Annotated in this window: 19 protein-coding genes; 12 read left to right on the forward strand and 7 right to left on the reverse strand. The window is 68.7% G+C overall.

All coding sequences use genetic code 11. The annotated features are described in order from the left end of the window. Nucleotides 1–6: 6 nt before the first annotated feature. On the forward strand, nucleotides 7–648 hold the full coding sequence (locus ACP699_RS14240; RefSeq protein ID WP_426171937.1) for a hypothetical protein: 642 nt from the start codon (nucleotides 7–9) through the stop codon (nucleotides 646–648). A gap of 20 nt (nucleotides 649–668) precedes the next feature. Here the strand turns inward: ACP699_RS14240 and ACP699_RS14245 are convergent, their stop codons facing one another. After that, entirely contained in the window at nucleotides 669–1145 is a 477-nt protein-coding gene (locus ACP699_RS14245; RefSeq protein ID WP_055869643.1) for a dehydrogenase, read from the reverse strand. Between the two features lie 54 nt (nucleotides 1146–1199). Continuing rightward, on the reverse strand, nucleotides 1200–2189 hold the full coding sequence (locus tag ACP699_RS14250) for a malate dehydrogenase (RefSeq protein WP_151486866.1): 990 nt from the start codon (nucleotides 2187–2189) through the stop codon (nucleotides 1200–1202). Between the two features lie 52 nt (nucleotides 2190–2241). On the opposite strand from ACP699_RS14250, the gene ypfJ reads away from it, so the two are divergent. After that, the gene (gene ypfJ / locus ACP699_RS14255; protein ID WP_055869650.1) at nucleotides 2242–3126 is read left to right on the forward strand and encodes a KPN_02809 family neutral zinc metallopeptidase; all 885 of its coding nucleotides are present in this window, start codon (nucleotides 2242–2244) and stop codon (nucleotides 3124–3126) included. 66 nt (nucleotides 3127–3192) lie between these two features. Then, nucleotides 3193–4170 (forward strand): prolyl aminopeptidase, encoded by a 978-nt coding sequence (gene pip / locus ACP699_RS14260; protein ID WP_426171940.1) that lies wholly within the window; start codon nucleotides 3193–3195, stop codon nucleotides 4168–4170. Nucleotides 4171–4173: 3 nt separating this feature from the next. Here pip and ACP699_RS14265 read toward each other — a convergent pair whose 3' ends face one another. Genes ACP699_RS14265 through ACP699_RS14275 form a run of 3 tightly spaced genes read right to left on the reverse strand, consistent with a single transcriptional unit; the run spans nucleotide 4174 to nucleotide 7688 of the window. Beyond that, nucleotides 4174–5970, reverse strand: a complete 1797-nt coding sequence (locus tag ACP699_RS14265; RefSeq protein ID WP_426171942.1) for an aldehyde dehydrogenase family protein — start codon at nucleotides 5968–5970, stop codon at nucleotides 4174–4176. A gap of 28 nt (nucleotides 5971–5998) precedes the next feature. Next, nucleotides 5999–7393 carry an MFS transporter gene (locus ACP699_RS14270; protein ID WP_426171944.1) on the reverse strand — a complete coding sequence of 465 codons (1395 nt, stop codon included), beginning with the start codon at nucleotides 7391–7393 and terminating at the stop codon, nucleotides 5999–6001. 31 nt (nucleotides 7394–7424) lie between these two features. Beyond that, entirely contained in the window at nucleotides 7425–7688 is a 264-nt protein-coding gene (locus tag ACP699_RS14275) for a glutaredoxin family protein (protein ID WP_017831447.1), read from the reverse strand. Between the two features lie 141 nt (nucleotides 7689–7829). Between ACP699_RS14275 and ACP699_RS14280 the strand changes: the two genes are divergently transcribed. Further along, the gene (locus ACP699_RS14280; RefSeq protein ID WP_017831448.1) at nucleotides 7830–8222 is read left to right on the forward strand and encodes an SIP domain-containing protein; all 393 of its coding nucleotides are present in this window, start codon (nucleotides 7830–7832) and stop codon (nucleotides 8220–8222) included. A gap of 19 nt (nucleotides 8223–8241) precedes the next feature. On the opposite strand, the gene ACP699_RS14285 is transcribed toward ACP699_RS14280, so the two are convergent. Next, nucleotides 8242–8697 carry an adenylyltransferase/cytidyltransferase family protein gene (locus ACP699_RS14285; RefSeq protein WP_017831449.1) on the reverse strand — a complete coding sequence of 152 codons (456 nt, stop codon included), beginning with the start codon at nucleotides 8695–8697 and terminating at the stop codon, nucleotides 8242–8244. Nucleotides 8698–8817: 120 nt separating this feature from the next. Here ACP699_RS14285 and ACP699_RS14290 point away from each other — a divergent pair, with 120 nt between their 5' ends. Further along, nucleotides 8818–10038 carry a glycosyltransferase gene (locus ACP699_RS14290; protein ID WP_426171948.1) on the forward strand — a complete coding sequence of 407 codons (1221 nt, stop codon included), beginning with the start codon at nucleotides 8818–8820 and terminating at the stop codon, nucleotides 10036–10038. Between the two features lie 94 nt (nucleotides 10039–10132). Next, nucleotides 10133–11155, forward strand: a complete 1023-nt coding sequence (locus ACP699_RS14295) for a glycosyltransferase family 4 protein (RefSeq protein WP_426171950.1) — start codon at nucleotides 10133–10135, stop codon at nucleotides 11153–11155. Between the two features lie 27 nt (nucleotides 11156–11182). Here the strand turns inward: ACP699_RS14295 and ACP699_RS14300 are convergent, their stop codons facing one another. Continuing rightward, the gene (locus tag ACP699_RS14300; protein ID WP_426171952.1) at nucleotides 11183–13180 is read right to left on the reverse strand and encodes a glycosyltransferase; all 1998 of its coding nucleotides are present in this window, start codon (nucleotides 13178–13180) and stop codon (nucleotides 11183–11185) included. Nucleotides 13181–13370: 190 nt separating this feature from the next. Here ACP699_RS14300 and ACP699_RS14305 point away from each other — a divergent pair, with 190 nt between their 5' ends. From ACP699_RS14305 to ACP699_RS14330, 6 genes are all read left to right on the forward strand, one after another. Next, a complete protein-coding gene (locus ACP699_RS14305; protein ID WP_426171954.1) occupies nucleotides 13371–14324 on the forward strand; it encodes a glycosyltransferase family 2 protein in 954 nt (317 codons plus the stop codon). Continuing rightward, nucleotides 14315–15034, forward strand: coding sequence for a CDP-alcohol phosphatidyltransferase family protein (locus ACP699_RS14310; RefSeq protein ID WP_426171956.1), 720 nt, complete (start codon nucleotides 14315–14317; stop codon nucleotides 15032–15034). The genes ACP699_RS14305 and ACP699_RS14310 overlap by 10 nt, the downstream gene beginning before the upstream one ends. Beyond that, nucleotides 15031–15648 (forward strand): hypothetical protein, encoded by a 618-nt coding sequence (locus ACP699_RS14315; RefSeq protein ID WP_426171958.1) that lies wholly within the window; start codon nucleotides 15031–15033, stop codon nucleotides 15646–15648. The genes ACP699_RS14310 and ACP699_RS14315 overlap by 4 nt, the downstream gene beginning before the upstream one ends. Nucleotides 15649–15846: 198 nt before the next feature. Continuing rightward, nucleotides 15847–16380 carry a DUF4352 domain-containing protein gene (locus ACP699_RS14320; RefSeq protein WP_055876782.1) on the forward strand — a complete coding sequence of 178 codons (534 nt, stop codon included), beginning with the start codon at nucleotides 15847–15849 and terminating at the stop codon, nucleotides 16378–16380. 92 nt (nucleotides 16381–16472) lie between these two features. Continuing rightward, nucleotides 16473–21179, forward strand: a complete 4707-nt coding sequence (locus tag ACP699_RS14325; protein WP_426171960.1) for a PKD domain-containing protein — start codon at nucleotides 16473–16475, stop codon at nucleotides 21177–21179. An 11-nt stretch (nucleotides 21180–21190) separates the two neighbouring features. Further along, nucleotides 21191–22501 carry a hypothetical protein gene (locus ACP699_RS14330; RefSeq protein ID WP_055876788.1) on the forward strand — a complete coding sequence of 437 codons (1311 nt, stop codon included), beginning with the start codon at nucleotides 21191–21193 and terminating at the stop codon, nucleotides 22499–22501. Nucleotides 22502–22519 lie beyond the last annotated feature (18 nt).

Below are 22519 nucleotides of genomic sequence, written 5' to 3' on the forward strand. Positions count from 1 at the left end.
GGGCGGATGGCGAAGCGCTGGCGGATCACCGCGGCGATGGCGGTGCTCGCGTTGGGCCTTACCGGGTGCACGAATGAAGGAGACGGCATGGCGACCCCGACCGGCGACGAGCTCGTCGCCCAGGCGAAGCAGCACTACCTTGACTATCGCGAAGTCACGAACGGCGTCCAGGCGCTGATCTTCGACGGCCCGTGGGAGGCTCCGGGCGGCTCATTCGGCATGGAGCCTTCGGGGGCGGGGTGCCCGGACGGTTCTTACAAATTCTCTCTCGCCAGGTCGACGAAAGTGGGCCCGGAGCAGCATGCCGAGCGAAGCGCCGCTGTGCAGAAGTACCTCATGGATGCGGGCTATGAGCTCGACGGCATGGACTTGGGGTCGGGCGAGATTCAGTCGAGTGATGTGATCGTGCGCGAGCAGGGCGACTTCTCGTTGTTGACGGTGACGTTCATCACGAACGGCAACGTGCTCGTGACGGCGACGACCAAGTGCTGGTCCGGTGACCGCTACGAGCTCGGTGACCTGATTTTCGGTGATGCGAACCTTTCGGACGGGTACCTGCCGCGTGAGGAGTCGCCGAGCGATCCGCTCTTCTTCGGTGTGACACCAGGCGAGCCGGCGTTCGGCCCGACGCCCACACCGACGCCGTAGCGTCGGAGGAGTCGCCCCGGTCAGTGAGCGGCGGCCGCGTCGGCCAGATGCCGCGCGTCGTGGCTGAGCACCTTCACGATGATGCCGTGCCGACGGAGCTCCGACGCGGTGCGGGCGCCCTCGTCGGCGTCGAGGCCGAGTGCCTTGATGTTCGCGACCACGACCACATCACCCGTGCGCAGGGTCGAGATGAGACGCGCGAGGCGGTCGTTCCAGCTCTCCAGGATGTCGGGCGCAGGGTGGCGGAATCCCTCGATCGGGACACCGAAACGGGTGAGGTCTTCGCGCTGCTCGACGACCGACGGCATCCCCTCGCGGGCGACGACGAGGCCGACCAGACGCGATCCGTCGGGACGCGCCGTCCAGAAGTTGCGGTTCTGCTGCAGCTCGGTGAAGCACTTCGGGCACGTCGCAGCATCGTGCGGCAGGTGCAGGGGGCTCGTCAGAGCCTCGTCGACCGATGCCGTGGTCTTCGTGGGATCAATCGTCTCGCTCATCGCGCACCTCCGGCATCCATTCTGCCCTGTCGTCGGACGCCGCGGCGACCGGATTCACAAGAGACCGAGCGCCTGAACCGTCTCTCGCTCCTGGAGCAGTTCCGCCACGGAGGCGTCGATCCTGGTGCGCGCCCAGTCGCTCACCTCGAGCCCGTCGACGATCTGCCACTCGCCGTCGACGGAGCGCACCGGGAACGACGAGATCAGGCCCTCAGGGACCCCGTACTCGCCGTGCGAGACGACGCCGGCCGAGGTCCAGTCGTCGGTGCCCTGCACCCAGTCGCGTACGTGGTCGATGGTGGCACTCGCGGCCGATGCCACGGACGACGAGCCGCGGACCTCGATGATCTCGGCGCCGCGCTTGGCGACCCGCGGGATGAACGTCTGGTCGAGCCAGGCGGGAACGTCGCCCACGATCTGCTCGAGCGCTTCTGCGACCGGTCGCCCGCCGACGGTCGCGTGCGAGATGTCGGGGAACTGCGTCGCCGAGTGATTGCCCCAGATGGGCACGCGGCGAACGGTGTGCACCGGAGCGCCGAGTGTGTGTGCGAGCTGGGCCCGCGCGCGGTTCTCGTCCAGCCGCGTCAGCGCGGTGAAGCGCTCCGCAGGCACACCGTCGGCCGCAGCCGCCGCGATCAGGGCGTTCGTGTTGGCGGGGTTGCCGACCACCGTGACGCGTACGCCTGCTGCGGCATTGGCGGCGATGGCAGCCCCCTGCGGGCCGAAGATGCCGCCGTTGGCTGCGAGCAGGTCGGCGCGCTCCATGCCAGGGCCGCGCGGTCGTGCGCCGACCAACAGGGCGAGGTCGCAACCGTCGAAGCCCACCGCGGCGTCATCGGTCACCTCGACGTGCTCGAGCAGACCGAACGCGCCGTCCTGCAGCTCGAGCGCGGCACCCTCCGCGGCGCCGAGCCCCTGCGGGATCTCCAGCAGTCGCAGACGCACCTTCTCATCCGGGCCGAGCAGGTCGCCCGCCGCGATGCGGAACAGCAGTGCGTAGCCGATCTGTCCGCCGGCGCCGGTGATGGTGATCGTGGTCGTCATGCCCCGAGCCTACGTCCGTTGGAGGGGCCTCCGCTCGGAGTACCCTCGACGCATGACCTTCAATCCCGACGCCGACATCTCGGGCAACACCACACGTCGACGCGGACGCACGGCAGCCATCGCGGGCGGCGCCGGTGTCGGCGTGCTCGGCATCATCGCCCTCATCGCCGGGCCTCTGCTCGGCATCGACCTGACCGGGCTGCTCGGCGGGGGAGCCACGGGCGGCGGGAGCGAGCCCGCCGGCGGGTCGGCCATCGAGAACTGCGACACGGGTGCCGACGCGAACGCCGACGTCGACTGCCGCATGGCCGGGGCACAGGTCGCGCTCGATGCCTTCTGGAGCGACAACGTCGAGGGCTACCGCGCGCCGGAGATGATCGTCGTCGACGGCGCGACATCGACGCAGTGCGGCACCGCCTCCAATGCCGTCGGTCCGTTCTACTGCCCGCCCGAGGAGAACGTGTACGTGGACCCCACGTTCTTCCAGCTCATGCAGCAGCAGTTCGGAGCATCGGCCGGCGATCTCGCGCAGCTCTACATCGTCGGTCACGAGTGGGGCCACCACATCCAGAACATCACCGGCTACATGGATCGGTACCCGAACAACGGGACCGGTCCCGGCAGCAACGGCGTGCGGATCGAGCTGCAGGCCGACTGCTACGCCGGTGCATGGCTCGGACGGATGACGGAGCAGACGGATGCCGACGGCGACCCCTACCTGATCGCGCCGACGGAACAGCAGATCGAAGACGCCCTGAACGCGGCTTCGGCGGTCGGTGACGACAGCATCCAAGCGCAGTCGGGGTTCTCGAACCCGGAGAGCTGGACGCACGGCTCCAGCGAGCAGCGGCAGCGCTGGTTCGCCGAGGGCTACCAGAACGGGCTCGGGGTCTGCGAGCAGACGCTGACCCTTCCCGCTGACCAGCTGGCGCCGTGATCCCGACGCACGAATGAACGTCCGCTACCGTTGACGAAGCAGTCAGCACGACCGGCTGGGGGGCCGATGATGAAGAAGACGGATGCACTGTATCCACCCATCGAACCGTACGAGACGGGGGAGCTGCTCGTCGGCGACGGCCACCGCGTCTATTGGGAGGTCAGCGGCAACCCCGAGGGCAAGCCCGTGGTGTTCCTGCATGGCGGTCCGGGGAGTGGAACCTCGCCGTGGCAGCGGCAGTTCTTCGACCCGAAGCGCTACCGCATCGTGCTGCTCGATCAGCGCGGCTGCGGCAAGAGCACACCGCACGCGAGCGCCCCGGATGCCGACTTCCGTCACATCACGACGGCTCATCTGATCGCCGACATCGAACTCCTTCGCAAGAATCTCGGCATCGCGAGATGGCAGGTGTTCGGCGGATCGTGGGGCAGCGCCCTGGCCCTCGCCTACGCACAGGCGCACCCGGATGCCGTGACGGAGCTGGTGCTCCGCGGGATCTTCACGCTGCGCAGGGTCGAGCTCGAGTGGTTCTACGAGGGCGGTGCCGCCGCCCTGTTCCCTGATCTCTGGGAGAGCTTCATCGCGCCGATCCCGGTGCTGGAGCGGTCGCACATGATCGAGGCGTATCACCGCCGACTGTTCGATCCCGACCCCGCCGTGCACGTGCCGGCGGCGGTCGCCTGGGCGACCTGGGAGGCGTCGACCGTCACGCTGACGCCGAACGCTGCGCAGATCGAGGCGATGTCCGACCCGGTGAAGGCCACCGCTTTCGCTCGCATGGAGAACCACTTCTTCGTCCATCGAGGCTGGTGGGAAGAGGGACAGCTGATCGCCGGCGTAGACGTCATCCGTCACATCCCGACCGTCATCGTGCAGGGGCGGCATGATGTCGTGACGCCGATGATGACGGCCTGGGATCTGCACCGGGCGTGGCCGGAGGCGGAGCTCGTCGTGGTCGACGATGCCGGTCACGCGGCCACCGAGCCCGGCACGACGAAGGCGCTCCGCGCGGCGACCGACAGATTCGCCCGCGCGGCGCGCTGACCCTCAGGCCCGCAGCGCCTTCGTCAGCGTCTTGACGAGACCCGCGATGCGCCCGTCCACCCGATAGCGAGTCAGCCCCTCGCTCACGGTCGCGCCGGTGCGGGAGGAGACGAACCACGGCGGCTTCGGCAGGATCGTGAATCGCCCGCCGCCGTTCGCGATCGGCAGAGATCGAGGGAACGGGCGGAACGGGCCGCGGAGCACCGAGCGTTCGACCCGGTCGAGCAGCAGCGCGTTGTGCACGATGCCGATGCCGCTGCCCACGTCGCCGATCGTCCCGCCCGGGAACGCGCCCCACGTGAGAGTGGGAGTGATGAATGCGAACGCCGTCCAGCTGTTGATCGCGATCGAGCCGTAGCGGAGTGCCGCGATCGCCCTCTCGAAGCCGGCCCCGAGCGACTTCTCGGTCGCGGGGTCGATCAGCAGGTTCGCGCCGAGGGTGCCCTGGAGCTTGTCGTTGGCGTGAGTCACGGCGGCGTCCAGGAACTGCTGGCCCGTGCCGGGCAGCGCCACGACCCCCAGCACCGGCGCGAAGTACTCGGTGGTCTCCAGCGCCTTCGGGTCGTCGTCCGCGTCGATCTCGACGAGCAGCCGGTCACCCAGCACGAGCGCGTCGGGGTAGGCGTCGGTCGCGAGCTCCATCCGCGACGAGGACCCCGGGTACCAGATCGGGCGCTCCGGCGCATTGGCGTATGCCCGTCGGAGGGCAGCGCGGAAGGCGTCGGCCTGGTCCCAGTCGGACGACATGATCACGACCTGACCGGCGATGCAGTTGTGGCCGCAGTTCTGCAGACGCATTGTGGCGATGTGCTCGGCCTGGTAGGTGAGGTCGGCGTCGGTCCATGCGCCGGGGACGACGATGATCGGTGAGACGCCGCCGAGCTCTGCGGTGATCGGCTTCTTCAGCTGCGGGCGGTTCTCGCGCCGACGACGCGTGGTCGCCGCCGCTCCCGTGCCCTTCGACGGGCCCCACACGATCGTGTCGAACGTCGCCGCGGAGCCGGTGATGTGCACGTGCACGAGACCGGGGTGTGCGGTGAGGTGGGCGCCGACTTCGGGGCCGCCGCGGACGATGCGCAGGAAGCCGGGCTCGATGAGCGGTGCGAGCGCGCGCTTGTAGACCGGCACCAGGGCATCCTGCGTGGGATTCACCTTGAGCAGCGCGGTGCGGTTGTGGGCCAGCAGTTCGTAGAGCACGTCCAGCACCGGGATCGAGGTCACGTTGCCCGCGCCGAGCACCAGGCCGACGCCGCCCGATTCGGTGGGCGTGCGCTGCGCGAGACCGGCCGACGCGCGAGCGGCGCCCGGTGTGACGCCCGGTTCCAGCCAGACCTCGCCCGTGAAACCCGAAAGGAGGAAGGAATCGATTCCGGTCAGCGGGAAGGCATGCACGCGTGTGCGCCCTCCCGGGGCGCGATCGAGCGTGATCCCGTCGAGGGGGTTCGCGCCCTTCGCCAGACGAGACAGGGTCTCGATGTAGGCGTCGAGCGCGCCCAGCACGCTGTACGGCCCGCTGAGCCACTCCTCGCCGCGCAGCGGATGGCGGGCATCGAGGCCCTTCGAGGCCGCGGCCGTGGTCGCCCAGTCTTCCGCGGTCGCGGCGACACTCGTGCGCACCGCGCGCAGCAGCGTGACCCGCTGGGCGACCGTGAGGGCCGACCAGGTGCGGGCTCCGGTCTGGAGGGCGTCGACAGCGGAGTCGAGGCGCTCTCGTTCGGCTTCGCCCAGCGTCGGGGCCCCGCTCTTCGGCGCACGCTTCGAGGGCGTGGCGGAGGTGGCGGTTGTGCTCGCAGAAGTCATCGACGTCTCCTTCGGACGGGATCCCAGCTTAGGCGTCGGAATCGGCGACGGCATCGATGTCCGCGCGACGCAGGCGGTACCGGCGCAGCGTCAGCAGGCTGGCGCCCATCAGCACGGCGGGCAGGACGCTGAAGCTGAGGACGATACCCGTGATCGCCGCCTCCGGCTGCTCGACGGTGGTGCCGGCGACGGTCGAGATGTACCCGGTCGCCGCGAGCGTCAGCGACACCGCGGTCGCTCCGAGTGCGAAGCCGACCGTCTCGCCCGCGGTCCAGATGCCGGTGAAGGTGCCGGCCTGGCCGGGCCCGCTCGTGCGCTCGTCGTGGGAGATCACGTCGGGGAGCATCGCCATCGGCAACGACTGCAGGCCTGCATAGGCGAGGCCGGCCACGGCGACGGATGCGTAGATCCACGCACCTGGCGACCACACCGCGAAGACGAGTGATGCCGCTGCCGCCGTGAACAGGAGGCTGGCCATCGCGAAGGCCCGCTCCTTGCCGACCCGTCGCGCGATGACCGTCCACCCCGGGGTGGCCAGCAGCGCTGGTCCCACCAGCGCGACGAAGACGAAGGTCACCGCATCCTCCGACCGCAGCACCCAGGTCGCGACGTACTGCGCGCCGGCGAGCATGGTTCCCGTCGCGAGCGCCTGCAGCACGAATGTGCCCAGCAGCGCGCGGAAGGGCTGACTGCGACCGAGGGTGCGGAAGCCCGACATGTACTGGTCTCGCCAGGTCGAGGCGGTCACGGCCGTCGCGGGAGAGACCGCGGTCCGCTGGGCGGCGTCATCCGCGGTTCGAGCGGCCACGAGCATCCCGACGCCGATCACGACGCCCGAGGCGATGCCCATCAAGAGGTATCCCCTGACCGGGTCGTCGCCTGCATTGCGCAGCGCGGGCCCGCCGGCGCCGAACAGCAGGATCGCTGCGGTGAGCACGACGACGCGCCACCCGAGCAGACGCGTGCGCTCGTCGTAGCTGCCGGTCAGTTCCGCGGGAAGGGCGACGTACGGCACCTGGAACAAGCTGAAAGCCGTCGCGGTCGCCAGGAAGGCCAGCAGCACGCTGATCGCTCCGGCGACGGGACCCCAGGTGGGCGGTACGGCGAACGTGAGGGCGAAGAAGAGGGGGAGTGCGAGCGCGCCGGTCACCATGAACCCGCGGCGAGAGCCGGTGCGCGCGAGCTGGCGATCGGACGCGGCCCCGATCAACGGGTCGATCAGCACGTCCCAGATCTTCGCCGCCGTGACGATCAGCCCTGCCGCGAGTGCGGCGACGCCGAGGTTGTCGGTGAGGAAGTACGTCAGCACCAGCCCGGGCAGTGTGGCGTAGCCTCCGGTCCCGAGCGAGCCGATCGCGTACAGCGCGATCGTTCGCGGAGAAAGACGGACGGGCGCTCGTTCGGACCGAGCCTCGGTGCTCATCGCGCCAGTGTAGTGGCGCGATGTCGCGGGATCAGATCAGCGAGAGCTCGCGCAGCTTCGACTCGACATCGGCGTTCGACGGCTCGACGTGATGCGAGGCATCGGGGTACACGACGACGGGGATGTTGGTGCGACCCGAGATCTCCTTCGCCACGTCTGCGGCGGCGGGCTCGGCGACCAGGTCGACGTACGTGTACTCGACCCCGAGTGCATCCAGCTGCTTCTTGGTGCGGATGCAGTCGCGGCACCAGTCGGCGCCGAACATCGTGATGGTGTCGGAGGCAGGAGAAGTCATGCACCCAGCCTACGACCGCTCGGGTGAGGTGGCGCTGAGTGTCGATCGGCCCATGGTCGGACTCGTGCGAAGGGGGGCCCCGTCGGCGCGGATCCGCGCGCATCTCTTGTAAGTAAGGGTGCCCTTACTTACACTGGGGGCATGAGCGGCGCATGCGAGCACCTGGAGGATCCCGACTGGGACGACATCGAAGGTGCCGTGCTCATCGCCGGCGATGCGGCTGACGCCGGCTTCATCGCGAGCATCGCCGCGCGGCTGCCGTGGGACGCCCAGGGCGTCGTCATCCTCGAGGCTGCGGCTCGCATCCAGTTCCGACACATCGACGTTCCGGATGGGGTGTCGGTGCGCTGGCTGGTGCGGGGAGACGGCACCAGGGCGCATACGCGCGGCGAACGGCTCGCGAACGCCGTGCACGCCTGGTGCGTCGAGTGGGCGTGCAGCGAGCCGCCGTCGCAGTGGACGGTGTGGCTCGGACCGCACACGCCTCCGCACGTGGCGCGCATGGCGCGCAGCCTGCTCGGCGTCGCGAACTGACTGCCTGGCGGCGTGCTGCTCAGCGTGAGGCGGCGACCGCGGGAGCGTTGGCACCCGCGGTGATCGCATCGAGCGCACGCCGCAGCGACGAACTCGACGTGTGCGCCGTGTACGGGAAGTACACGACCTCGACCCCGACCTCGGCGAACTCGCGCTCCAGGCGCAGGCCCTTGTCGGTGCCGCGCCAGTCGTCGCCCTTGAAGAAGTGCGTGAACTGCACGTCGCGCCACGAGTCCATCTTCGACGGCGTCGTCTCGACGTAGACGTCGTCGACGAACGAGATGTGTTTCACGATCTCCGCACGCTCCGCGGTCGGGATGACGGGCTCGATGCCCTTCACCTGACGCAGCATCTCGTCGCTGACGACGCCTGCGATCAGAATGTCGCAGTGCTGCTTGGCGTGACGAAGTAGATTCAGATGCCCGACGTGAAACAGGTCGAAAGCACCAACGGCATAGCCGATACGCGTCCCCATGATCTCCCCAGATCAGTAATTCCCCAGTAAGCGGATCCCCATCCGCTTCGCGACTCCCACAGCCGCGGTTCGAGAGTCTAGCAGGTTCGGGTTTCTCTCTGCACAGGATCCCGTGGAACGATGGAGGCCGCACGCGATGCGCGTGGGGGACAGGGGGCGGACGTGGGGACACCGGTCACGATCATCGTGCCGACGTTCAACGAGCGCGACAACGTCGCCGAGCTCGTCGCGCGGACCGCCGTGGCGCTCGAGGGGTGGGACGCCGAGATCCTGTTCGTCGACGACAGCGCCGATGACACGGCCGCTGAGGTCGAGCGCGTCGCGGCCGATGCTCCGATCCCCGTGCGCGTGATCCATCGCTCCGAGAACACCGGAGGGCTGGGCGGCGCCGTCGTCATCGGCCTCGAGGCGGCGGCCTCCGATGTCTGCATCGTGATGGACGGTGATCTGCAGCATCCGCCCGAGCTCCTTCCCGTCCTGCTCGCTCGATTCGCGCAGGGGGACGCCGACGTCGTCGCCGCCTCCCGCTACGTCGGCGGAGGAGACACGAGCGGGCTCGGCACAGCGGTGCGCTTCGGCGTCTCCCGCGTCGCGACCTGGCTGACCAGGGCGATGTTCCCGATTCGCCTCGCTCGCAGCACCGACCCGATGACGGGGTTCTTCCTGGTCGACCGCGGTCGCCTCGACGTCTCGACGCTCCAGCCTCGGGGTTTCAAGATCCTCCTCGAGATCCTCGCGCGCAACGACCTGCGCATCGCCGAGGTGCCGATGGAGTTCGCCGAGCGACGACACGGCACGTCGAAGGCGAGCTTTCGCCAGGGCGCGATGTTCCTCGAGCACCTCGCGCGACTGCGCTTCGGCAAGATGTCGCTGTTCGCGCTGATCGGCGTGATCGGCGCCGCCGCGAACCTCGGGATCATGTGGGCGCTCACTGCTGCGGGGGTGCCGTACATCTGGGCGGCGATCATCGGCGCCGAGGTCACCATCATCGGCAACTTCGTGCTGCAAGAGCGCTTCGTGTTCGCCGACATGCGCACCGATGCCCGCGCTCTCGGCATCCGCTTCGCCAGTTCCTTCGCGTTCAACAACGTCGAGGCCGCGCTGCGGATCCCGGTGATGGCGCTGATGGTCGAGTCGTGGCACATCTCGAGCGTCGTCGCGACGGGGCTCTCGCTCATCGTGGCCTTCTTCGCCCGGTTCCTGTTCCACTCCCTCGTCGTGTACGCGCCTCGACGGCGGCGCAAGGGGGCGGCCGTCGGCGCCGAGCCGCCGACGGATACCGCGGCTCAGCGCGTGATCCGCGCCATCGACGTCGAGGTCATGAAGCCGGGCGAGCTCTAAGACTCCTGCGGCATCGACTCCTGCGGCATCGCCGTCAGGGCTGTCGGCGGTGACGCCTCTTGCCAGGACGCCTGGGGAGGTCCATAGTTGGCTCGTGGAATCCGAGGGCGGTCCCTCGCTGTCTCTCACCTGGGTGCATCGTGCCGAACAGTCGGTGCGCACCTGGGAGCAGAGCCACGCCAGGGGAGAGGTGCCCAGCATCTGGCCCTACGGCCTCGACGCGCTGCGCGACCATGCCGACGTCGAGCTGATCGATCTCGCCCCACCCGGCCGGATCGCTCGAGCCCGTGCTCGATTCGCGGTCGGGCCGCGGCCCGTCGACGGGCTCGCGCTCACCTGGGACGAGAACACGGCCTATCGGATGCAGACGACCCATCCGCGCACCCGATTCGCCACCGGCGTGATCTGGCTCACGGACATGGCAGAGACCGGCGATGCGCCGACGCGGATGGTCTCGATGCTGGGGCGGGCCGAGGCTGCGTGGGTGCTCAGCGAAGCTCAGGTGGAGCCCGTGCGGAGGATGCTGGGGTCTGGCGCGACTCGGGTGTTCGCCGTGCCCTTCGGAATCGACAGCGCGTTCTTCGTTCCGAGGCCGTATCCGGCCCGTCCGCGCATCGTGAGCGTGGGCAACGACAGGGATCGCGATCCCGCCACCCTCTTCGCGGCGCTCACTCGCATCCTCGCGATCCGTCCCGAGACCGAAGCGGTGGTGCAGACGCGGTCGGACCTCGCCCCGCCTGAGGGGGTGCAGGTCGTCCGGCACCTGCCGCACGCGGAACTCCGCGACCTCTACGCGACCGCGAGCGTCGTCGTCATACCGACCAGACCGAACCTGCACGCCTCCGGGATGACCGTGGCGCTCGAAGCACTCGCGACGGCCCGTCCTGTCGTCGTCACCGACACGCCGGGGATGCACCAGTACGTCAGCGAGGGCCGCACCGGACACCTCGTCCCCCCGGAGGATCCGGCGGAGCTCGCCCTCGCCGTGCTCCGCCTGCTCGATGATCCGGCGCACGCCGCAGAGCTCGGGCAGAACGGCCGCATCGAGGTGGAACAGCACTTCACGACGCAGATCATGGTCGCATCCCTGGCGCGAGGACTGCTGCCCGCGATCTGACCTCGAGCCGACGACGGTCGGGGCGCTCTAGTGCTTCGCGCCGCGTCTTTTCACCCGCACGGCCGCGCGGAACGCATCGGCGTGCGCTCGACCGGCGTCGGCCCAGTCGCGCCGGGAGAGATCGGGTGAGCCCGTGAGCGTCGTCGCGGCACGCCAGGCCTCGACGACCGTAGGAGCGTCGAGGTCGCCGTCGTACATCAGAACCCACTCCTGGCCGACCTCGCGTCCGAGAGCCTCGTTCGCCTCGTTGCGGGGGACGAGCACCGGGCGGTCCATCGACAGGGCGGCGAGGACGCTGCCGGAATTGTGCATGAAGCGGTAGGCCAGCACGATGAGGTCGGATGATGTGGCGAGCTGGACGAGTTCGGCGTCGCTGAGGAAGTCGAGGTGCAGCGACACTCCGGGCAGGTCTGCGGTGCGTGCGCGGAGGTCGTCTCCGAGCTCGGGGGTGGACGGGCGTCCGCCGATGCGCAGGCTCAGTGCCGGTTCGACGGCGACCGCCTCGCCGTACGCGTCGATGAAGCCCTCCAGCCCCTTGTAGCGACGGATTCCACCGAACGACCCGAGCTGACCCGGCACCCGCTCCGCCGCGGGGAACTTCGCGTACCAGCCGCGGTAGTCGCCGTGCAGGATCAGGCTGTGGGGGGTGCCGGGCGCGAGCGGAGTCGTCTCGTTGATGACGATCCGGTAGTCGGTGTGGCGATCGATGAAGCGCAGCAGCCACAGCCGCGGCGCATTGTCGTCCGGAAGCTCGATGTTGTGAACCGTGCGCACCACAGCGATGCGGCGCGAGAGGCGGTGGCGGAACACGAGTGCTGCGGTGAGCAGGAACTTGCCCGTGGACTTCCACCACGTGGACCCGTGCAGCTTCGCCTCCGGCCAATGCCAGTGGAAGGCGTCGTAGCGCCCGAAGAGGGCCGTGCCCCAGGAGAAGCGCAGACGGGTGAGGCCCTCTGTGGAGCCGAGTGCCTCATCGAGCATCTTGTTGTACGGGTTCGTCGTCGGACGCGGAGCGCCCAGCGACTGCATCACGCGGATGGTCGATCCGGTATCGGTCATGGTCGTGTCATCCTCCGATGGGCGACGGTACTCGTCGTAGCGGCGGCCGAGGGCGGCGGCGATCGTACCGCGGCCGCGGTGCACCAGGCGGGTCCCCCTGGCGTGGTGGGTGATGTTCGAGGTGAGGGCTCCGAAGGTCCTCCGCAGACCGCCGACGACGATCCGCGCGACACCGCCGATCAGAGCCCGCAATCGCAGGACGCCGCGCCGGGCCTTCCCCTCGGTCAACTGCAGCTGGATGCGAGTGCCGGCGTTCGCCGAGCTGAACGCGCGCTGCGCCGCCCAGGATCGGCTCAGCCGCGAGGCGACCACGAGGTCTTCGGTCTCGGACTCGTTGCACCACACGATCAACCCACCGCGCTGGGCGAGCTGGCGGGAGAAGAGAGTGTCCTCGCCACCACCCAGGCCGAGGGACGTGTCGAAGCGCAGCCCGAGCCGGCGGATGGACCGCAGGTCGAGGAGCAGGTTGCCGGCGGCGGCCACCTGCAGCACGGTGCCCGTCTGCCTGGGCGGTCGTCGGAACGTTCCGGATGCGAGCAGCCACGGATCGACGTCCTCGTCGAAGACCGAGATCACGCGACCCATCACCGCGTCGGCCCCGTGCTCGCGCCAGACCTCGATGAGCGAGGAGAGCCATCCCTCCCGGGGGATCTCGTCGTCGTCGATGAAGGCGACCAGATCGCGATCCACGCACTCATCCAGGATCCGGTTGCGGGCTGCGGCGATGCCCGGTGCGGGCTCGACGACGTAGCGCACCGGAAGGTCCGCGCCTGCGGCCACCTCGCGGGCAGAGCCTGCAGGGTCGTTGTCGACGACCAGCACGTCCACCGCGATGCCGAGGTCGTCGCACTCCGCGATGCGCGACGGCAGCGTGCGCAGCAGTGCCTCCAGAAGCTCCGGCCTCCGATACGTAGGTACGCCGATCGTCACCGCGATCATGTCGTTCGATTCCGGTCCCCTGGTCATCCGCCCCATCCCCATGGCAGTAGCGCGCCTCGACTCCGACGCCGGCTCATCGTATCGTGAACCCCTGAGACCGGTCTGCGGAGCGGGCTCGCGTATAGTCTTTGTCCTGGGAGTCGACGTCGGTCGCGACTCTGGGGAATTCGACCGGCGCCCGAGGCGATCCGCGAGCCGGATCCGGGGGGAGGATCGCGTGTCAATCGTGCACGGACGGCTTGCCGTGGTCGTGGTCAACTACGCCTCGGCCGCGCTTCTGCAGCGCAACCTGGTGACGGTCGAGCGGGAAGCACGAGCGATCGCGCAGGACGCTCTCGTCATCGTCGTCGACAACTGGTCGAACGCGGACGAGCGTCGCGCCGCGCAGGACATCGCGCGCGAGCACGACTGGATGCTGATGGAGCCGGAGGCGAACTGTGGCTTCGGTGGCGGCGTCAACCTCGGAGTGACGCGTGCGCTCGCCGAAGGGGCGACCGATGTGCTCGTGATCAACCCGGATGCGCACATCGACCGCGACTCGCTGCATCGACTCGCCTCTGCCACCGCAGCCTCGCGCACGACGCTCGCGTCGCCGATGATCACGGACTCGGAGGGAAGAACGTGGTTCGCCGGGATCGACCTTCTGCTCCACGACGGCACCATGCGCGCTCGTCGCAAGCGCGTCGAGGGCGACACCCAGCCGTTCGAGCCCTGGCTGAGCGGGGCCTGCCTGTGGATCACGCGCGAGGTGTGGGAGCTCTCCGGCGGCTTCGATGACGACTACTTCCTGTATTGGGAAGACGTCGACTTCTCGCGTCGGGTGGTCTCAGCCGGCGGTTCCCTCATGCTCGTCGAAGACGCCAGGGCGGTGCACGACGAGGGAGGGACGCAGCGCGCGGAGCCCGAGACCTCACGGGCGAAATCCGAGGGCTATTACTACTACAACATCCGCAACCGGATGCTGTACGCCGTGCGCCATCTCGATGACGCGGCCGTGCAGCGCTGGCGCCGTTCGATTCCCCGAACGGCCAGGGAGGTCATCCTCCGCGGCGGACGTCGACAGCTGATCCAGTCGGCCGCGCCGATCCGGGCCTACCTCCGCGGTGTGCGCGAGGCTCGCCGGATCGCACGGACGCACACATCGGTCCAGAAGGGCAGGAAATGGTCGTAGACGCCTACCATCGTCTCGCGCGTGCGCAGAAGGGGCATGCCCGCGGGGCGCCCGCGTATTCGGTGTACGTCAACCGCCGCATCGGGAGGGTGCTCGCCGCCGTCGCCTATCGGATCGGGCTCACCCCCAATCAGGTGTCGATCATCAGCGCGGTGCACTCGTTCGTCGCGATCGGTCTCATCGCTTTCGGGCCGGTGAACGTGCCGATGGGACTCCTGATCGCCCTCCTTCTGGTGCTCGGGTATGCCTGGGATTCCGCGGACGGCCAGGTCGCACGTCTGCGTGGGGGTGGAAGCCCCCAGGGCGAGTGGCTCGACCACTTCATCGACACGCTCAAGATCGCCTCGCTGCATCTGGCCGTGCTGATCGGGCTCTACCGTGTCGTTCCGGAGACGCCTCTGCTTCTGCTGATCCCCATCGTGTTCAGCATCGTCGCGACGACCACCTTCTCCGGCATGCTCCTCAACGACCTGCTCAAGGGCAAGCATGCGGTGGCGTCGACTCATGAGCGCGGCGGGGGAACCCTGGTGCGTTCCCTCATCCTGCTGCCGACCGACTTCGGCCTCGTGTGCCTCGTGTTCGTGCTGTGGGGGTGGACCCCGGGATTCCTGTTCGGCTACGGCGCGCTCTGCCTCGCCGCCGTCCTGTTCCTCGCGCTCGCCGCGGTGAAGTGGTTCCGCGAGATCGGAAGGCTCGGTGCGTCCGCATGACCGACGAGAGGATCCTGGTCGTCTGCGCCGCCAACGTCTGTCGATCGCCGTTGGCCGAACTCGCACTGCGGCGCGGACTCGGGGCGGATTCCCCCCTCTCCGTGAGCAGCGCCGGTGTCCGGGTCAACGACGGCGATCCGATCTGCTCCGCCGTGGCGTCGCTGCATGACGACGCGCAGTGGCAGGCCCAGGCCCAGGCGCACCAGGCGACGCCGGTCACGATCGAGCAGATCGAGCAGGCGAGCATCGTGCTCACGGCATCGCGCGACATCCGCGGCGAGTTGGTGCGACTCGCGCCGCGGTCCCGTGACTGGATGTTCACGATCAAGGAAGCCGCCCACCTCGGCGAGGGCTTCGCGTCGTCCGCGCCCGATCGGGTGGCGGAGTATGTCGCCCATCTCGACCGGGCCCGCTCGCGAGCCGTTCCCTTGACTCCGTCCGGAGGCGTCGGCGCCCGCCTGCGGCAGCTCTTCGGCGGCCGCACGACCGTCGATCCGACGAGCATCGCCGATCGCCACGGAAGCCGCGGACACCTGGAGACGGTCGCGGAGGTCGAGGCCTCCGTCGCGACCATCCTCGCTCAACTCGGAGGACATCGGCGCCATTCGTCCTGAGTGAACACTTGCGATATTCCGCTCCTCGCACTACGATTAGCCGACGCCGCGTTCTGCGCGGTTGAAGGGGACCCGAAGCCGAGGGGGCTTTGGGATGGGGAATCTGGGTTCTGGGGAGCTGCAGTGTTCAACGTTTCATCATGCCGTTCTGGGGACGGCACTTCGCGATCGCTACGCGCGATACTCGTCGCGCCGTTGGTGGCGCTCGCACTCGTGACGGCTGGCTGCACCGCAGCGCCAGACGCGTCGGAGACGCCGGCGCCTGAGGGCACCAGCACCACCGACTGGACGCCGCCCGCCGACGCGGAGGCCGAGGGCCCCACCGAGGGCCCGGCTCTCACGGAGGAGAACGGGGCGCTCGACGCCCCGATCACTCTCTCCACCGACGTGGTCGTCACGATCGACAAGATCTCGACCACCACGATCGAGCCCAAGACACCCGGCGAGTACGCCGGGTCTGCGGTCGTCGTCACACTGTCGGTCGCCAACGACTCGAAGCGCGCACAGAGCGTCGACTCCGCGGTGGTCAGCCTCGTCACAGACGACGGTGACATCGGGGTCGCCACCACTGCAGGCCCGAACAAGCCCCTGCAGGGTGAGCTCGCCGCCGGTGCGAAGACCACCGGCACCTATGTGTTCATGCTCGATCCGACGCAGGGGCGCTCGGTGAAGATCAGCGTCAACTACGCGGCGGGGGAGCCGGTGGCGACGTTCGCCGGCCAGCTTTCCTGACGCTCGCACACGCGCACCATCGCAACATTTCGGTATTTCGTTCTTGCACTAACTCACTTTCAAAGAAGAAAACTGGCGGCTGGGGAGTCACTATGGGGAACACATCGACCACGAGGCGGGCGCTGAGCGCGCTTGCGTCTGTCGTGACGGCGGCGTTGCTCGTCGCAGGCATGACGACATTGGGCGCGCAGGCGGCGTCGGCAGACGTCCCGTCGACGCCACCGCCCCTGCTGCAGCGCGACGACAACGTCGTCACGTCCGACCCGATTCCGACGGTGCAGATCGACAACGGCTATGTCTGGGCTCAGGCGATGATCGGGTCGACCGTGTACGCGGTGGGTAAGTTCGACAACGCCCGTGCACCCCTGGCCGCACCCGGCACCAGCCTGACGGCGCGTTCCAACGTTCTCGCCTATGACATCAACACGGGTCAGCTGCTCTCGTTCGCCCCGCAGGTGAACGGCGTGATCAAGGCCGTCGCCGCGTCGCCCGACGGCACCCGCATCTACATCGGCGGCTCGTTCAACTCGGTCAACGGCCAGGCACGCTGGAACTTCGCGGCCCTCGACGCCACGACCGGCCAGCTCGTCCCCGGCTTCTCGCCGTCGATCGGCGGCAGTGGCGTCTACGCCCTCGCGGCCTCCGGATCGAGTGTCTACGTGGGCGGTCTGTTCACCCAGGGCAACGGCACCGCCCGCAAGAACCTCGCCGCCTTCAGCGCCACCAACGGCGCCCTGCTGAACTGGGCTCCGCAGACCGACCTCCAGGTCGATGCGATGGTCATGGACCCCGCGGGTCAGAACGTCATCGCCGCCGGTCGCTTCTCGCAGGTGAACGGCGACCTGACCATGCGCGGCACGGTCGCGCTGGACAAGACGACCGGTGCCGTGGACTCGTCCTGGGCGCTGCCGCAGACCGTGAAGAACGGTTCGAACACGGGCAGCAACTCCGGCAAGGCCGGCATCTTCGGCCTCGCCGCCGACTCGACGGCCGTCTACGGCACCGGCTGGGTCTACGCCGACGCCGCCACCGGAAACCTCGAGGGAACTTTCGCGGCGGAAGCCGGCACCGGACAAGTCCGCTGGATCGCCGACTGCCTCGGCGACCACTACGGCGTCTACTCGACGGGCAAGGTCGTCTACACGACGAGCCACACCCACGCCTGCGGCACGATGAGCCTGCACCCCGAGCAGAGCCCGCGCACGCACCGCTACTCGGAGGCGTACACGGCCGATGCTCGCGGAACGCTCGGCAACCAGCCGGCAGCCGGTGGCACCTACAAGAACTGGGCGGGAACCCCCGGTCCGTCGCCGTACGCCTGGACGCCCGACTGGGCTGTCGGTGTGACGACGGGCATGGGACAGGCCGGACTCTCCATCACCGGTACCGGCAACATGATCTCGATCGGCGGAGAGTTCCGTTCCGTGAACAACGGTCGCTTCGAGGGGCTCGTGCGCTTCTCGACGAACCCTCCTGGCGGAGCCAAGGACGGCCCTCGTCTCTCGGCGGCCAACTGGACCGGCACGGCACAGTCCTTCATCCCTGGACGAGTCCGGGTCTCGATCCCGGCCAACTGGGACCGCGATGACCTGACGCTCACCTACGAGCTTCGGCGCACCGGCACGGCCACGCCCGTCGCCACGACCACGGCCGATGGAACCTGGTGGAAGCGACCGGCCGTCACTCTCGAAGACAAGACCGCTACGCCGGGCTCGCAGCAGGAGTACACCGTCGTCGCGAAGGATGCCAGTGGCAACACGGTGAGCAGCCAGGCCATGTCGGTGACCGTCGCGTCGGGAGCTGTCTCGAGCTACACCAACACGGTGATCGATGACAACCCTCAGCTGTACTACCCGCTGGGCACCGCGCCGCAGGACTGGGCGGGATCGAACACCCCGGTGTTCGGCTCGGGTGTGACCTCCTCGTCGTCCGGTGTGGAGAACACGGCAACAGGAGCATCGACCTTCACCGGCACCTCCACGGGCCGCGTCGCATCGACCAACAAGGTCGCCCCACCCGCGGAGTTCTCGACGGAGCTGTGGTTCAAGACCAACACCACGACCGGTGGGAAGCTGATCGGCTACGGGAACGCGGCCTCTGGTGACTCCACCAGCTACGACCGTCATCTCTACATGACCAACAACGGTCGCCTGATCTTCGGCACCTACCAGGGCAGCACGCAGACGATCCAGAACTCCACGGCGCTGAACAACAACGCGTGGCACCACGCGGTGGCGACGCAGAGCGCGGACGGCATGAAGCTGTATGTCGACGGCGCGCTCGTCGCGTCCGCGCCCGGTGCGACCAGCGCAGAGAACACCCTGGGGTACTGGCGCATCGGTGGTGACAACATCACCAGCTGGCCCTCCGCGCCGAGCTCCAAGTACTTCAAGGGAGCCCTCGACGAGGTGGCCGTATACCCCTACGCGCTGACCGCAGCACAGGTGCAGACGCACTACGGCATCGGCAACGGCTTCCAGCCGCCGACGGCCGCCTTCACGGCGACACCGACCGATCTCGCTGTGGCGTTCGACGCCAGCGCGTCCGCGCCGACCGGCTCGGCCACGATCACCGGCTACAGCTGGAACTTCGGCGACGACTCGGCGACGGCCTCGGGTGCGACGGCCTCGCACACCTACGCGGCTGCCGGCACCTACACCGTCAAGCTCACGGTCACGGACAGCAACGGTCTGGCCACCACGACCGAGAATCCCGTCGTGGTCGAGGCGGCGAACGTGCTGCCCACCGCCTCCTTCGAGGTGACGGGTGCCGGGCTCTCGGTCTCGGCGGACGCCTCCGCCTCTGTCGACTCCGACGGCACGATCGCGTCGTACGACTGGAACTGGGGAGACGGTTCGACCTCGACCGGCCAGGTCGCCAGTCACGTGTACGCCTCGGCGGGCACGCGCACGGTCACTCTGACGGTCACCGACAACCGCGGTGGCACGGCCACGACCACGCGAGAGGCCGTCACGACCCACGCGAATCCGGTCGCGACCTTCACCTCGACCGCGTCGGGGATGAACGTCGACGTCTCTGCCGCAGGGTCTAGTGCCTCCGACGGCGCGACGCTCTCCTACTCCTGGAACTGGGGCGATGGCAGCGCGACGGGCACCGGCGCGACCGCCGGTCACACCTACGCCCAGCCGGGCGCGCATGACATCACCCTGACGGTGACCGACAGCCTCGGCGGATCGGCGAGCGTCACGAAGTCCGTGACGGTCCAGGCGCAGGTGTTCGCCGCGTCCGACTCGTTCGGTCGTGTGGTCTCGAGCGGTTGGGGTGCGGCTGATGTCGGCGGCACCTGGGCGCCCATGAGCGGTTCGGCCGCCGTCACCTCCGTTGCAGACGGAGTCGGCAGGGTGAACCTCTCGCCGGGTGAGACCCGCGAGATGCTGCTGCAGGGCACGTCGCTCCTCGACACCTCGGCACGGATCACCTACACGCTGGCCTCCGGTCCGTCGACGGGCGTCGCCTACGAAGGTCTCGGTGCACGCCGCTCGGGTTCGAACGGCTACCGGGCGCTCGCGTGGCACCGAGCAGACGGGAGCACGTGGCTCGTGATCCACCGCAACGGTACGGCCATCGCCAGCACCGCTGTCGCCGGTCTCACCTGGACCGCAGGAAGCACGTTCAACCTCGCCATGGAGACGACCGGTTCCGGAACCACGACGATCCGCGCGAAGGTGTGGGCTGCCGGAGCCGCCGAGCCTGCCAACTGGCAGCTCTCCACGACAGACGCGACGCCGGCACTGCAGACGGCCGGAGCGCCGACCGTCTTCTCCTACCGTGCGGGCAGTGCGACCGGTACCAACCTCGCAAGCTTCGACGACTACACGCTGAAGAACCTCGGCGTGGTGGCACCGGAGCCCGAGCCGGAGCCCGAACCCCAGCCCACGAACGTCGCCCCGACGGCCGCGTTCACGGCGACGGCCACGGGCCTGACGGTCAACGTCAATGGTGGAGCATCGACGGATTCCGACGGCACCATCGCTTCCTACGCCTGGAACTTCGGCGATGGATCCACGGGCACCGGAGCGACGAGTTCCCGCGCTTACGCTGCGGCGGGCACCTACACGGTGACCCTCACGGTGACGGACGACAAGGGTGCGACCAACACCGCCACCCAGCAGGTCACGGTCACGGCACCGCCGGTCGACCCGCAGCCTGAACCCAACCCGGCCGCGCTGGTGAGCGATGAGTTCGACCGTACGGCTGGTCCCGGATGGGGCTCGGCGGTCACGGGCGGCGCCTGGAGCATCGCCGGGGGCTCGCAGGCGGCGGCGACCGTCGCCGACGGCCAGGGCAAGCTGAGCCTGGTCGCCGGAGACACCCGCCACGCGACGCTCAACACGACCTCGATCGGCGATGCGATCCTCGAGACGCAGTTCCGCGTCGACCAGGCTCCTGCCGCCGGTGGCGCCTACATCGGTGTCATCGCGCGACAGACCGCTGCCGGGAAGTACTTCGCCCGTGCGTGGCTGCGTCCTGACGGCACCGTGTGGCTCGTGGTCCACCGTGAAGGGACGGTGCTGCTGACGCAGGCCGTACCCGGACTCGTCTGGGCGGCGAACACGTCGTACAGCCTGAAGGTGTCTGTCACCGGGTCCGCATCGACCGCCATCTCGGCGAAGATCTGGGCGACCGGCACCACGGAGCCGGCGAACTGGCAGCTCAACGCCACGGACGCGACCGGGCTGGCGGCAGGTTCCGTCGGTCTCAGCGGCAACCGGTCGGGCAGCTCGACGGCGCCGCTGAACGTCTCGTTCGATTCGTTCCGCGTCACCGCGCCCCAGTAAGATCCTGACGCATGGCCACTGCTGTTCCGATCGCGCTCCTCGCCGTCGGAGGAATCGCAGCAGTGGCCATCGTCGTGTTCGTGCTCCGACTGCTTCCGCGCACCGCTTTCGTGGTGTGGGCCTGCGTGCTCTTCTTCGTGCCGCTCTGGGTCGGTGTGAACGTGGGCTTCTACTGGGCGGCGATCACTCTACTCACGGCTCTGATGATCATCGTCAACTGGTCGGTGGTACCGCTGCGTGCTGCGGATGCCTGGGTCGTGGCGTTCGTCATCGTCATCGTGGGGCTGTACGGCTTCGGCACGGTCGACCTCGCGTCGCTCGTCGCCGCACTGCTCGAATGGGTGATCCCGTACCTCTGGGGTCGCGTCGTGCTCGCACGGATCGGCGCGGAGTGGGTCACGTCGACGATCGCCGTGGTCGCGATCGTCGCGGCGGTCCTCGGCATCGTCGAGTTCTTCACCTCGTTCAACCCGTTCGTCCTGATCCCCGGATCAGGCGTGGTCTACGACACGTGGAGCCCGCTCCAAGAGCGTGGCGGTGTGCTGAGGGTCGAGGGCGCCTTCGGGCACTCGATCGCCCTCGGCGCGGCACTGGCGATGTCGTCGGCGTTCGTCGTGGCGACCAAGTGGCGGCTGATCCCGAAGATCGGCGGGGTGGTGATCCTCGCGGTGGCGACCGTGCTGACCTTCAGTCGCGCCGGTCAGCTCACCCTCGTGCTGACGCTCGTGCTCTCCACCTTCCTGATCGTCGGGGTGTCCAGGAAGTTCCGGATCTCCGTCGTCGTCGCCGGTGTCATCGGCACCGCCATCGCGATCCCGATCATCGACTCGGTCTTCGGGGCGGCGGGGGAGGAAGCCGGCGGCAGCGCGGACTATCGCACCGATCTGCTCGTCCTCCTCCAGCAGGTGCAGCTGTTCGGCAACCCGGGCGACTGGCACTCGCTCGTGTCGGGCGACTACTACCTCGGCTACTTCGCACGTTCGGTCGACAACGCGCTCGTCCTCACCCTGCTCCGGTACGGCTATGTGCCGACCCTTCTGATCATGGCGGCCCTCGTCTGCGCGGCGATCATGACCGTGCGGCGCTCCACCCGGAGTCCGGCGTCGATCGCCGTCGTCGGCCAGCTGCCGAGCCTGGTGGTCGTCGCGCTCATCACGCAGTACAGCATGTTCCTCTGGTTCTGCGTGGGGCTCGCGATCACGTGGGCCCGTGACGCCGACATGCTGCGCGGAGCGCGTGAAGTGCCTTCGGAGTTGCGGCAGGGATCAGCCGATCCGTTCGCGCCTGCAGCAGGGCGCAGAGCAGTGCCTGGGCAATCATGAAGTCGTCGAAGAGAACAC

The sequence above is a fragment of the Microbacterium sp. DWRC1-3 genome (assembly GCF_049896645.1).
In the GTDB taxonomy this organism is placed as follows: Bacteria; Actinomycetota; Actinomycetes; order Actinomycetales; family Microbacteriaceae; genus Microbacterium; species Microbacterium maritypicum.

What these genes read in the sequence shown, in the direction of transcription:
- ACP699_RS14270 (WP_426171944.1), bottom strand. Translation starts at nt 7,393, where the DNA reads ATGAGCACCGAGGCTCGGTCCGAACGAGCGCCCGTCCGTCTTTCTCCG.
- ACP699_RS14285 (WP_017831449.1), bottom strand. Translation starts at nt 8,697, where the DNA reads ATGGGGACGCGTATCGGCTATGCCGTTGGTGCTTTCGACCTGTTTCAC.
- ACP699_RS14275 (WP_017831447.1), bottom strand. Translation starts at nt 7,688, where the DNA reads ATGACTTCTCCTGCCTCCGACACCATCACGATGTTCGGCGCCGACTGG.
- ACP699_RS14300 (WP_426171952.1), bottom strand. Translation starts at nt 13,180, where the DNA reads ATGACCAGGGGACCGGAATCGAACGACATGATCGCGGTGACGATCGGC.
- ACP699_RS14330 (WP_055876788.1), top strand. Translation starts at nt 21,191, where the DNA reads ATGGCCACTGCTGTTCCGATCGCGCTCCTCGCCGTCGGAGGAATCGCA.
- ypfJ (WP_055869650.1), top strand. Translation starts at nt 2,242, where the DNA reads ATGACCTTCAATCCCGACGCCGACATCTCGGGCAACACCACACGTCGA.
- ACP699_RS14310 (WP_426171956.1), top strand. Translation starts at nt 14,315, where the DNA reads ATGGTCGTAGACGCCTACCATCGTCTCGCGCGTGCGCAGAAGGGGCAT.
- ACP699_RS14245 (WP_055869643.1), bottom strand. Translation starts at nt 1,145, where the DNA reads ATGAGCGAGACGATTGATCCCACGAAGACCACGGCATCGGTCGACGAG.
- ACP699_RS14250 (WP_151486866.1), bottom strand. Translation starts at nt 2,189, where the DNA reads ATGACGACCACGATCACCATCACCGGCGCCGGCGGACAGATCGGCTAC.
- ACP699_RS14240 (WP_426171937.1), top strand. Translation starts at nt 7, where the DNA reads ATGGCGAAGCGCTGGCGGATCACCGCGGCGATGGCGGTGCTCGCGTTG.
- ACP699_RS14325 (WP_426171960.1), top strand. Translation starts at nt 16,473, where the DNA reads ATGGGGAACACATCGACCACGAGGCGGGCGCTGAGCGCGCTTGCGTCT.
- ACP699_RS14290 (WP_426171948.1), top strand. Translation starts at nt 8,818, where the DNA reads ATGGAGGCCGCACGCGATGCGCGTGGGGGACAGGGGGCGGACGTGGGG.
- ACP699_RS14280 (WP_017831448.1), top strand. Translation starts at nt 7,830, where the DNA reads ATGAGCGGCGCATGCGAGCACCTGGAGGATCCCGACTGGGACGACATC.
- pip (WP_426171940.1), top strand. Translation starts at nt 3,193, where the DNA reads ATGATGAAGAAGACGGATGCACTGTATCCACCCATCGAACCGTACGAG.
- ACP699_RS14315 (WP_426171958.1), top strand. Translation starts at nt 15,031, where the DNA reads ATGACCGACGAGAGGATCCTGGTCGTCTGCGCCGCCAACGTCTGTCGA.
- ACP699_RS14265 (WP_426171942.1), bottom strand. Translation starts at nt 5,970, where the DNA reads ATGACTTCTGCGAGCACAACCGCCACCTCCGCCACGCCCTCGAAGCGT.